9 protein-coding genes and 1 pseudogene are annotated in these 12,499 nt (G+C 38.2%); 2 read left to right on the top strand and 8 right to left on the bottom strand.

Annotated features, from left to right (window positions below; genetic code table 11):
• Positions 1 to 44 precede the first annotated feature (44 nt).
• From AT575_RS02135 to AT575_RS02100, 8 genes and pseudogenes are all read right to left on the bottom strand, one after another.
• A complete protein-coding gene (locus AT575_RS02135) occupies positions 45 to 1,442 on the bottom strand; it encodes a C69 family dipeptidase (protein ID WP_102776950.1) in 1,398 nt (465 codons plus the stop codon).
• A 106-nt stretch (positions 1,443 to 1,548) separates the two neighbouring features.
• Entirely contained in the window at positions 1,549 to 2,460 is a 912-nt protein-coding gene (whiA, locus tag AT575_RS02130; protein ID WP_102776949.1) for a DNA-binding protein WhiA, read from the bottom strand.
• A complete protein-coding gene (locus tag AT575_RS02125) occupies positions 2,457 to 3,434 on the bottom strand; it encodes a YvcK family protein (RefSeq protein ID WP_102776948.1) in 978 nt (325 codons plus the stop codon). The genes whiA and AT575_RS02125 overlap by 4 nt, the downstream gene beginning before the upstream one ends.
• A complete protein-coding gene (gene rapZ, locus AT575_RS02120; RefSeq protein ID WP_102776947.1) occupies positions 3,431 to 4,321 on the bottom strand; it encodes an RNase adapter RapZ in 891 nt (296 codons plus the stop codon). The genes AT575_RS02125 and rapZ overlap by 4 nt, the downstream gene beginning before the upstream one ends.
• A gap of 171 nt (positions 4,322 to 4,492) precedes the next feature.
• Positions 4,493 to 5,263 (bottom strand): DUF1003 domain-containing protein, encoded by a 771-nt coding sequence (locus AT575_RS02115; protein ID WP_102776946.1) that lies wholly within the window; start codon positions 5,261 to 5,263, stop codon positions 4,493 to 4,495.
• A 254-nt stretch (positions 5,264 to 5,517) separates the two neighbouring features.
• Entirely contained in the window at positions 5,518 to 6,864 is a 1,347-nt protein-coding gene (asnS, locus tag AT575_RS02110) for an asparagine--tRNA ligase (RefSeq protein ID WP_102776945.1), read from the bottom strand.
• Positions 6,865 to 6,899: 35 nt separating this feature from the next.
• The gene (locus tag AT575_RS02105) at positions 6,900 to 8,093 is read right to left on the bottom strand and encodes a pyridoxal phosphate-dependent aminotransferase (protein WP_102776944.1); all 1,194 of its coding nucleotides are present in this window, start codon (positions 8,091 to 8,093) and stop codon (positions 6,900 to 6,902) included.
• 167 nt (positions 8,094 to 8,260) lie between these two features.
• Positions 8,261 to 10,722, bottom strand: a pseudogene (locus tag AT575_RS02100) (bifunctional DnaQ family exonuclease/ATP-dependent helicase).
• 151 nt (positions 10,723 to 10,873) lie between these two features.
• Here AT575_RS02100 and AT575_RS02095 point away from each other — a divergent pair.
• Both AT575_RS02095 and AT575_RS02090 read left to right on the top strand, forming a co-directional pair.
• A complete protein-coding gene (locus AT575_RS02095) occupies positions 10,874 to 11,683 on the top strand; it encodes an alpha/beta hydrolase (RefSeq protein WP_102776943.1) in 810 nt (269 codons plus the stop codon).
• A gap of 49 nt (positions 11,684 to 11,732) precedes the next feature.
• Entirely contained in the window at positions 11,733 to 12,365 is a 633-nt protein-coding gene (locus AT575_RS02090) for an MBL fold metallo-hydrolase (RefSeq protein WP_102776970.1), read from the top strand.
• Positions 12,366 to 12,499: the final 134 nt, after the last annotated feature.

The raw sequence follows: 12,499 nt of genomic DNA, 5'->3' as shown, positions 1-12,499 counted from the left end.
TTTAAAAAAGCTTTGGTGATCATCCAAAGCTTATAATTCTATTATTAATCACTGACACTAAAACGATTGGTCATTAAGTTGCTTGCATCAAAAAGGACTTTATTTAGAAGATTTTGTGTTTCGACTTGGATATAGTCACTCATTTCTTGATTCTTTTCAGTTAGGTTGACACTGTCACCTGCAGCAATTGATTCTTCCACACGATGTATCATGGCATGCCCTGCTGCCATTGTCTTTTCAGCGTAAGCTTCGATAGCAGCTTCATGATGGTTGAAATGTGGGTCTGCAAGTGCTGCAATGAGGCGATTTACCCAATAAAAATTATCCGTAGAAGCATTTTCAGTGGTGTTTGTGAAATATTCTGGCATTGCATTTACTTGGGTGAAGAATGGCATGATAGTATTAAATGGCATTGAACCAAAGGCAACCCATTGGATAGCAGCAATTTCCTTAGGCTGATTTGGTCGAACTTGCAAAATAGACGTTTGGCTAGTCCGGTTAATTCCGATAGTACGGAATGTTCTTTGACTAACAGCATCTCCTTCTGGCCCATATGGATCATAAATAGTGTCCTGATAATGACTACTCAAGACGTACTTAATATCCTCAATGGTTACTTTACGATAGGGTTTTTGACACCAAGGAATGTCAAAACTTCTTGGGTCTTGTTCAATTTCCGGATTAAGGAATTTTTGCATAATCCAAGCCCGCGGTGTATTGTAATGACGATCTTTATCTCTTTGGCTACCGAAAGCATAGCGTGGGTTAAAATGCTGATTACTGTAGGTTAAATCCAAATGATATTTGGCAATAAAGTCTTTTAAGTCTTCTGAACACAAGTATTCTTCAGGGTTATTAAATTCAAAATGATCGATACCCAATTGATTAGGGTTAGTTACATAAGCGTCATCTGGTACTCGGCGAGCAATCCAATGATAACCACCAATAGTTTCTAACCACCAAATTTCATTTTCATCTGAAAAAGCAATCCCATTTGATTCATAAGTTCCATATTGACTTAGCAATTGACCAAGACGAAGAACACCTTCTCGCGCTGTTTTAATATAAGGCAAAACTAAGGTAAAGATATCTTCTTCACCAATCCCATCTTCAACAAGGGGATCTGCCCCAAGCACACGCGCATTTGAGGTAATAGTTTCCGTAGCACTCATGGCCACATTTTCTGAGTTAACCCCTGCTTCACCCCAAATACCATCTTTCCCTAAAGCATCAGGAATTGAAGTATAGGTTAAAGGGTTTTCTGGCAATTCAATTGAGAATTTTGAACAAACAGACTGGTAGTGACGAGGATGCTCTTTAGCCGTCACTAAGGCCATTTTCTTGGGCGTAAAATCGCCATTTTGAGAATCTTCAGTTCGAGCCACAAGAGTCGAACCGTCATAAGAAGCTTTTTTTCCTACTAAAATCGTAGTACAGGCCATATTATTTCTCCTTTAAATTTTATTAGTAAGCACAAAACCAGACGGACATCTGGCTGCGCTAGCAGAATTCACTTTCCGACCGCATATTAGATAAGCAGCTCACAGACTATAAATCTTCTGCAATTTTATTCAATTTGCGCAGACGGTGGTTAACCCCACTTTTAGACAGTGGCGTTTCTAAACTATCCGCAATCTGCTGAATCGAGTAATCGGGATGATTAATGCGAATTTGAGCAATCGACTGTAACTCAAGGGGCAAAGTCTCCAAGCCAACTGTATCCATTATCTTGATAATGTTATTAATAGTTTTCATACTAGCGTTAATGGTTTTAGTAATATTAGCCGTTTCCGCATTATTTGCTCGATTAATATCATTCCGCGCTTCTCTCATCATTTTAACCGATTCAAAGACTTCTTTACTTTCCATTGCCCCAACGATAATCAAAAAGTCCATGATATCTTCTGCTTTTTGCAGGTAAGTAATGGCGCCACCTTTGTGTTCAAGCGTCTTGGCATCCAACATAAATTTTTGCAAGAGTTGGGCCAAATCTTGAGCATGGTCTAGATAAACGGAATAAATTTCTAATTGGTATTTACCCGATTCAGGGTCCCGAATGGTTCCCGAAGCCAGAAAGGCGCCTTTTAGGTAGGCTCGACCAGCGTCATCATCTTCTAACATCCAAGTTTCCATGCCAGTTTCGATGCCAAAGAAGGAATCGGCTAATTTCAAATCAGCTAGAATTGTTTCAACCTGATTCCAGACAAAAACCGTATAAACCCGATTCTTCTTAAGATTAGTTTTTTGATGGTATTTAATTTCCGGTTGAATACCATAGAATTTTTCAAAGAGGGCATAAATGTAGCGAGCAATGCGGGCATTTTCTGTTGTAATCGAAAGGGTGAGACCTTGACTATTTAGACCTAAGCTTCCTGATAATTTAATAATCGCCGAAAGTTCATTCTTATCACTGACAGCTTGATCAATCAGCTCCTCTTTTACTTGGGTCGTGAAACTCATAGTTGTCGCTCCCTTACCAAGCGCATCAACTCTTCCACCACTAAGCCCCCATCATGAAATGCTCCGCCATTTTTTAAACGTAAAAAGTTAGAGGAAATAATCTTTTTAGCCTCTTTTTGCAAGCCTTTGAAATCATGGTCAACTTGAACCAGATACTCATCAAACTTATTGCTGTTCATGTAAGTTTGAGGAACTTTTTCAATGTTTACCAGTACAGTATCGATCAAATCCTGACCTAGATGCTTGTTTAATACTGACAAGTGGTCTGCATCAGAGAAGTGCTCAGTCTCCCCATGTTGGGTCATGATATTGCAGATATAAACCACTTCAGCATTGGTATCACGCAAGGCTTCATTTATTTCTGGAATGACTAAGTTTGGTAAAATTGAAGTAAATAGCGAACCTGGGCCTAAAACAATCATATCACTTTCTAAAATAGCCTTAACGACTTTGCGACTAGCTTTAGGCTGTTCATCATTATAGGTGTTAGTCACATAGACATGGTCAATCATTCCTTGATAACCTGCGATACGACTCTCACCAGCCACCACGTGACCATCTTTAAAGACAGCATGCAAGGTCAAAGCCTGTTCACTTGAGGGAAAGATTTTACCTGTAATATGGAAAAATTTGGTTAAAATTTGAATAGCATTGTAGGTTGAATTCTGCATCTCAGAAATCCCAGCAATAATTAAATTGCCTAAAGGATGACCAGATAGGGCACCATCATTGCCATTAAATCGGTATTGAAAAACTTTCTCATAAAAACGAGGCATGTCACTCATAGCCAACAAAACATTACGCAAATCCCCTGGTGGCGTTAATTGCATGGCATTACGAATCTCACCTGAAGAGCCCCCATCATCAGCAACAGTGACGACAGCCGTAATTTCCACTTCTTCATTACGCAAACTCTTAAGAATGACCGGTATCCCCGTTCCTCCTCCAATAACCGTTATTTTAGGTTTCTTCATGATCTATTAACTGTTTCCTTACGTTTTTCTTTATCGCGATGGCTCTCATTCATTGGCCACTCTTCTTTGATACTTTGGGCTAGCCTATGGGCAAAAGCCACGCTTCTATGCTGACCTCCAGTGCAACCAATGGCAATGGTGAGTAATGATTTTCCTTCTCTTTGGTACCCTGGCAGAATTGGCATAATAAGGTTGAGCAAGTTTTGGAAGAAATCCTCTGATTCCTGATGCCCCATTACATAGTCATAGACTTCTTGGTCTAAACCAGTTTTTTCACGCAATTCCGCAATGTAATATGGGTTAGGTAAAAAACGGACATCAAAAACCAAATCAGAATCTAAAGGTATTCCATACTTAAAGCCAAAGCTCATGACTTCAACACGGAATGAGACTGTATTGGAAGCATTTGAAAATTGCTCACTGATGGTTTGGCGCAATTGTCTTGGCGTCAAGTCACTGGTATCAACCACATTTTGACTCATACTTTTAAGTGGAGCCAACATTTCGCGCTCTAATTTAATGCCATCCATCACTCGGCCATCAGGAGCCAGAGGATGACTGCGACGAGTTTCTTTATAGCGTGAAACTAATTCATTATCTGTAGCATCTAAAAAGAGGATGCGGAAAGAAATATTTAGATTTGATTCAATTTGATCTAAAATAGCATTGATTTCTTTAAAAAATGAACGACTACGCATATCTACGACTAAAGCAATTCGCTCATATTCATTGGTTTGTTCTAAAATTTCCAGAAATTTAGGCACCAAAGTAGGCGGCATATTATCGATAGTAAAATAACCCAAATCCTCAAAAGATTGGATAGCTACAGTTTTACCCGCTCCGCTCATTCCTGTAACAATAACAAGATCAATTTTATGAGATACCATGATAGAAGTTCCTTTCTGAAATTAAGCCTATACAGTTCTATTATACCATAGAAAAGTAGCTGAATAATAGATTAGATTTTTGAAAGCTGACAAGAGATGAACTTTAACCTTACAAATAGAAGTGTAAGATAAATAAATAAAAACCCAATATTTTAGGCTTCTTAATCTAAATTAATTTTGAAATCTGTCCATCAATTCTTCTGCATCTGGTGTTATCGAATCGTTTCCCAGTATTTGCATTTGATTCAATTGTTTTGTAATTGATAAAAGAATTTCTGTCTGTAATTTTTGAATTTGAAGGAGATCAGATTGATCTTGTAAAACCAAGTGATCAATTTTTGAATGGAGAAGTCGGATACCTTCTTCTGAAGTTTTATTAACTTGATAGTCATTTTTAGCTTGCAAGCGGTCATATTCAGAAGCCCGATTTTGACTCATCATAATTAAAGGTGCTTGGATAGCTGCAATGGTTGACAAAGCTAAATTCAAAAGTATAAAGGGATAGCGGTCAAAAGCTAATCCAAATGGGTCTAGTATATTAAAAGTCATCCAAACTACCATAAAAACGACAAAGGCAATAATGAAGGTCCAAGTTCCACCAAAACGAGCAACTTGGTCAGCTAGGCGTTGACCAAATGTTATTTTGCTATCCAATTGTTCTTGGACATCTAATATAGCGTAATTATTATTCTTAGAAACATCATTTATCATGTCTCTAATAGCTTCATTTTTTAGTTTGGCACTAGCAATCATCTCATCCAAGTAGTTAAGTCGATAGCTGGCTAAATTTTCCTGGCTGATAAAAGAGGTCGAATCAAGGTCAGGGTGATCATCCATAATTAGTAATTGCAATTGTTCATCTAATTCATAAAGGAATACGCCTTCTGAAGGGAGGAATTTGCCACCATCAATAGCATCAATTACCCAACGTTTTCTGTTCATCTTTGACCTCTTTCTTTTCTTTGCTTTTAACTACCCTAGAAGGAAAGAATACTTACTCCTGTAAGTTAGTTTATTTTTTAGTTACCTCTTTAGAATGAATTAATAAAAATTTCTAATAATGTAACCTAATGGATTATCCACCCTTTAACTTAAACAAGCCTTAAACCTGGACTAAAATGAACCAGTCAAAAAAAAGTGTGAGGACTTAATCCTCACACTTTTAAATGATTTTTTTGTTATTTTGTTGGCCTTTATTATGGTTTGATACGGTGTAACATACGTGGGAATGGAATCGCTTCACGGATATGTTTTGTGCCGGCAACGAAGGTTACCATACGTTCAATACCAATTCCGAAACCACCATGAGGAACTGATCCATATTTACGCAAATCTAAATAGAATTCGTATTCAGATTTATCCATTTCCAAAGCATCCATCTTAGCAACAAGAGCATCATAGTCGTCTTCACGCATAGATCCTCCAATGATTTCACCATATCCTTCTGGTGCCAATAAGTCAGCACAGAGGACACGCTCTGGATTTCCAGGAACAGGTTTCATATAGAATGCTTTAAAGCTTGCAGGATAGTTAACAACAAAGGTTGGAACGCCAAAGTAGTTAGAAATCCAAGTTTCGTGTGGTGAGCCAAAATCATCACCATGTTCTAAATGTTCATAATCAGTATCTTCATCAGCTTCATGCTCTTGAAGAAGTGAGATAGCGTCGTCATAAGAAACACGTTTAAACGGCTCAGCAATGTAACGTTTTAAGGCATCAACATCACGTTCTAAGATTTCGAGAGCTTGTGGAGCACGATCCAGAACGCCTTGAATTAAAGCTTTAACATAAGCTTCTTGTAAGTCAAGAGACTGGTCATGGTTAAGGAATGAATATTCAGCATCCATCATCCAGAATTCTGTTAGGTGACGACGTGTTTTTGATTTTTCAGCACGGAAAACTGGTCCAAAGTCAAAGACGCGTCCAAGAGCCATTGCACCTGCTTCTAAATAAAGTTGGCCTGATTGGCTTAAGAAAGCTGGAGTTCCAAAATAATCTGTTTCGAACAATTCTGTTGAATCTTCAGCAGCATTTCCTGAAAGGATTGGGCTATCAAATTTGATAAAACCATTTTGGTCAAAAAAGTCATATGTCGCATAAATGATTGCATTGCGAATTTGCATAATAGCCATTTGTTTACGTGAACGTAACCACAAATGACGGTTATCCATTAAGAAGTCAGTTCCATGTTCTTTTGGTGTAATTGGATAATCAACAGATTCACCAATAACTTCAAGGTCCGTGATATCAAGCTCATAACCAAATTTTGAACGATCATCTTCTTTGACAATACCTGTTACTTTAACTGATGTTTCTTGGCTTAAACGTTTGATGGTATCAAACTTAGTTGCCCCCTCTTCTTCACCAAATTTTTCAATAAAGTTTGGTTTAAAAGCTACAGCTTGGAAGAAGGCTGTTCCATCACGTAATTGAAGGAAGGCTAGTTTCCCTTTCCCAGATTTATTAGCTACCCATGCTCCGATTGTGATTTCTTGACCTACATATTTTTTAACATCGATAATTGATACAAATTCTGTTGACATATTACTCTTTTCTTTCTATAAATTTTTCAGTTTTCTTACTTTTTAGCGTGCTTATTCATAAAGTCTTTCAAGCGACGAACAGCTTCTTTCAAGGTATCCAAATCAGTCGCATAACTCATACGAACATTTTCTGGCGCTCCGAAGCCTTCTCCTGAAACTAGGGCCACTCCAACTTCTTCCAAAATGGCATCTGTAAAGTCATTAATATCCGTAAATCCGGTCATCGCCATTGCTTGGGATACATTTGGAAAGAGATAGAAAGCACCTTGTGGTTTAACTGTCGAAAATCCTGGTACTTCTTCCAATAGCGGATAAATCGTATTGAGCCTTTCTTCAAGTGCTAAACGCATGTCTTCAACGGAAGACTGGTCACCTTCGAAAGCTTCAATAGCTGCATATTGTGCTACTGTACTTAAGTTAGAAGTCGTTTGACTAACTATTTTTGCCATAGCAGCAATAATTTCTGGGTCTCCTACTGCAAACCCAACACGCCAACCAGTCATTGAATAGGTTTTTGCGACACCATTAACCGTGATAGTTTGTTGGCGAATAGCCTCAGAAAGACTTGAGATAGCTGTAAAAGAGTTTCCATTGTATACCAAGCGACCGTAGATATCATCGGCAAGAATTAAAATGTCATGCGCCAGAGCCCATTGACCAATTGCTTCTAGCTCGGCTTTATCGTATATCATACCAGTTGGATTGGAAGGAGAATTAAGCAGGATGACCTTAGTTTTTTCAGTTCTAACTGCTTCTAATTGTTCCACTGTCACTTTATAGTGATTATCTGCTAAACAGTCGATAAAAACAGGTTGACCTTCTGCCATTTTAACTTGATCAGAATAAGAAACCCAATATGGGGTTGGAATAATGACTTGGTCACCAGGATTAAGAACTGCCATGAAGAAAGCATAAAGAATAAACTTAGCACCAGTTCCAGCTACAATTTGATTATGAGCAACTTGGTAGCCATAAAAGTTTTCCATGTAATTGGCAATGGCGTCTTTTAAGGCAGGCATGCCACTTGCTACTGTATAAAAACTTGCTGTACCGTTAGTAATGGATTCAATGGCTTTTTCTTGAATATTACTAGGTGTTACAAAGTCTGGTTCTCCTAAAGTCAGGCTCAAAATGTCTCGGCCTTGTGCTTTTAAAGCTTTGGCTTTAGCACCAGCAGCCAAAGTAGCACTTTCTTCCATTTCTAAAACTCTCTTAGATAGCTTGGTCATAACCCCTCCTGCTTGTTTATCAGCTATTTTAGACGTATTTCAATTATAGCAAATAGCACTTGTTTTTCAACATAAATTTTCTTCTAAGCCACTGGCTCAGAAGAAATTGTCTTTAACTAGAGCGAAACACTATGAATATCAAGCACTCTTACTGATTTTCTTTTCTATTATAGCAAAAATTCTCGGCTAATTCGTATGGAATCGACAAATTTTTCACAACTTATCAGAAAATCCTCATTTAAACTCTTAAAGATCAGATCACCATATGATTTGGTTAGAATTCGACCGTCTAAAATCAGCACTAAGGACTTTTGATTTTGGCGCCGCATGGTTCGACCGATAGCCTGCTTTAATTTTAAGATAGCAAATGGTAGAAAATAATCATTAAATGGTTTTTTGCCTTGGCTTACTAAATAAGCACTCATTTTTTTAACATAGAGATCTTCGGGATTTTCGAAAGGCAATTTGCAAATAACTTCAATCATGCGATCGGATTGAACAAAGTCAACACCTTCCCAAAAAGCTCCCATTCCAAGTAACATCGACTGCTCGCCACGGTCAAAACGTTTTTTGATGGCATAGGGACTGCCATTTTTTTCTTGGGTTAAATGCCAAGGTGCCATTGGTCTAGGATGTCAGATACCATTAACATCTGTTTACGTGAGTGGAAAAGAACAAGAATTGGTTTCCCTTCTTGGTTTAAGAGGTATAAGCGCTTAGCAATGGCTTGACTGTATGTCTCTTCGTCAACTTCTGTAATAATGGGCATATCAGTGTCAACAATTACTTTTTGTTGCTGACTCTTTTCTTTAGCTAGTTTTGCGTAACTATAATCGTCATAACCTAACAATTGAGCGATATGGACATGATGACTGATATCAAGGGTAGCTGATACAAAATAATTTTTCTGTGTTTCAGGTAGTAAACTCTTGAAATTAATAAAGCGCTGGCTACTGGTATTGAGGTAGCTAATCCGTTTTTCACCTCTTCGTTCACAACTAATCCAATAATCAGCTTCTTGATATCTGAAGAAATCATGTAAATCAGAAAATTTTTGAGCATCTAATTCTTTAACTAATTGTGGTAACTGTTGAGAAATCGTAATTTCCATATCAGATAGCTGATCAGCATGATAGTGACTAACCAGATTGTCTAATTCAAAGAGTAAACTTTCGAGAAGTCTCTTCTCTAAAATAGTATCAGCTGCTTCTTTGGCTGTTATCAGACGCTGCATTAATTCTTGTAAATTAACTTGTTTGCGAGACAACTGATCCAATTGCAAGAGCAACCTTTGCGCTTCATCAAAAACTAATAGTTTATCGCGGGCAAAGGCTTTATCATCTTCCACTCTATGAAGAAAATAAGAATGATTTGTTAGAAGTACTTTAGCCCTTTTACCCTGCTCATAGCTATTTAACCAGAAATCATAATCATAAAAGGGGGAGGATTTTTTCAGTTCGCCATCATGTCTAATGCTATCAAAATAAGATGCAAAACGATGCTTTTGCTTAATTTCATCTAAATCACCACTTGTGCTTTCCAACAGCCAGACTAACAGTTGCATTTTAAAACGATTGACTAGACGATTATCATCCCGTTTTTTTAAACTCTCAAAAAATGCATCTAGTTTAAGGTAATTGGCAGGTCCCTTAATGCTGTGACATGAAATATGAAAGGCTTCTTCAATCCGACTTAATTCCTGGGCCATCAATTGATCCTGAAGAATTTTTGTTGGAACTGACACAAAAATTTGCTGGTCCTCTTGACTATGAGCTAAAAGAGGTAGGAGGTAACCATAACTTTTACCAATCCCTGCCTGAGCCTGAATAAAGCTAGCTTGAGGAATGGACAAACTCTCTTGGATAAGATTAGCAAATTGATTTTGAAGTGGACGATTGTCTAAACCCAAGATTGCTGTATTGATACTAAAATCCTTAGATAACTTAAAAGGCTTTTGAGGCCTTGCTTTTTTGGCTAATAGGATACCTTCTACAAGGTCATAGGACTGAGCATCATAACTTTCTGCCTGCTCAAGAGCCTGTGAAATCAGCTGGCCGCTTTCAAAAATAAGGCTGTCTGCGTAAAGTTGCATGACCTGCAAGCATTCTTTGGGGAGACTGGCAATCCTTTCCAATATCCTAATAAAAAGTTGAGCTGTCGCCATGGCATCATCGATCGCTGTGTGAGCATTAGTCAAGTCTAAGTCCATATTCTCAGCCAAGTGTCCCAAATTGTATTTTTCAAAATCAGGAAAGAAGACTTGAGCTAATTCAACCGTATCCACGCGCGGTGTCAGTAAATCATAGCCCTCAAAAAAAAGAGCTTCTGCCAGAAGATTAGCATCAAAAGAGACATTATGAGCTACAAAGACACAATCTTCAATCAGTTCATAAATCTTTGCTGCCACTTGCGAAAACTCGGGCGCTTTTTCTAACTGTTGATCTGTAATTCCTGTTAATGATTTAATGTGTTGTGAAAGTTTTTCATGTGGATTGATATCGGTTTGAAAAGTCTGAGTGATTTCATTGTTTTCAATAATCACAATTCCTATTTGTATAATTCGCGCATCGAGACCAGCATTGGTGGCTTCTAAATCGATGACCGCATATTTTGTCCATTTTTCTGTCATAGTAAGTTTATTATACCATTTTTTAGCTATGCTTATGCTTCCAAGTCATCTTTAAAGCAAAGCAAAGGCAGGAATTTATTTGCAAAGGTGTTCATTGAAATGGCAATTCATGTTATAATGAAGCAGAAAATTTAAGAAAGGAAAAGACGCAATGAAGGAGTCTTTAGCTCAACTGAAAACCCACTATTTTGCTCTGCCATTCAACAAGGAAGAACGACGGGTGCAAGTCTTATTACCCAAAGACTATGATAAGGATTCGGAAAGGCGATATCCCGTACTTTACATGCATGACGGCCAAAATCTCTTTTTTGACCAGGAATCCTATTCAGGCAAATCTTGGGGACTCTTGGAAACCCTGAACTCACCCAAATGGCCACAAATCATTGTGGTTGCCATAGACCATGCTGGAGCCTACCGCCTTCCAGAATATGCTCCTTTTCCAATCGAGCAGAACTTAGGCTATACCATTCCTCGTTATTCGGGAAATGGCCAAAGCTATGCAGAATGGTTAGTCACAGAGCTTAAACCAATTATTGATGTTAATTATAGAACCGAAAAAACTGCTGAAAAGACTTATATAGCCGGTTCCTCCATGGGTGCACTGATTTCAGCCTACACAGCAAGTCGCTACCCCGACCTTTTCAGCGGACTTGGGATTTTCTCAATCGCATCTTGGGTCAGTGAGAATGCATTTCTCGATTTCTGCCGTCAAAACCCGCTGAATAAGAAAACCAAAGTTTATATTCAAGTTGGGACTAATGAAATGGATAAGGCCGGTCAGAAAGCCAGTCCTGAAGAAAATCAAATTTATATCGATAATAGTAAAAATTATTACCAGACCCTTATTAATGGTGGCTTAGATCCCAATCAGGTAAAATTAGAGATTGTGGAGGGGGCCATCCATAACGAAGGCGTTTGGTCAAAAACTTTCCCTCATTTCCTCCAACATCTCTTTTCATAAGCATTTACAAAAGATCCAAAAATCGACGAACGGAGTTTTAAAAGCAATGATGACAATAACAACCATCACAAATGATGTCGCTAATGAGAACACTTACCTTGTCGAAAACGATACAGGAGTTTTAGTAATAGATCCTGGTAGTGACACCAAAGGTATTTTGAAGAAAATCAAAAAGCTTGAAAAGCCAGTTCAAGCTATCCTCTTAACCCATACTCATTATGATCATATTATGAGTCTTGAAGCTGTTAGAGAAGCTTTCAATCAGCCTGACGTCTACGTCTCAGCTTTAGAAGCTTCTTGGCTCTTTAACCCGAAAGACAATTTATCGGGACATATCCGCCATGCCGATATCCCTGATGTTATCTGTAAACCTGCAGAACAACTGCTCCAATATCAAAAACCATATACAATTGGCGACTTTCACTTCCAAGTTGTTGAGACCCCAGGACACTCCATCGGTGGCGTTTCCTTCATCTTTCATGATGAAGAAACCATCTTCTCAGGAGATGCCCTCTTTAAAGGCAGCATTGGCCGTTATGACTTACCAACAGGTAACTATGACCAATTAATCAAAGGGATTGAAGACAAGCTTTTCAGCCAACCAGAACAATATAAAGTCTACCCAGGCCATGGCCAAATGACAAGCATCGGCCAAGAAAAACATTACAACCCCTTCTTTTAAGAAAATCAAAAGAGTCTGGGACAAAAGTCTACACGACTATAACAAAAAAGCAACGGTTTTTGCCGTTGCTTTTTGCATGGTTGCGATAGTCTTGATAAAATAGAATTGTCTAAAAACACTTTAGAAAGGCTACC

It is taken from the genome of Streptococcus penaeicida (assembly GCF_002887775.1).
Classification (GTDB): Bacteria; Bacillota; Bacilli; order Lactobacillales; family Streptococcaceae; genus Streptococcus; species Streptococcus penaeicida.
This window is presented reverse-complemented; position numbering and strand designations above follow the sequence as displayed.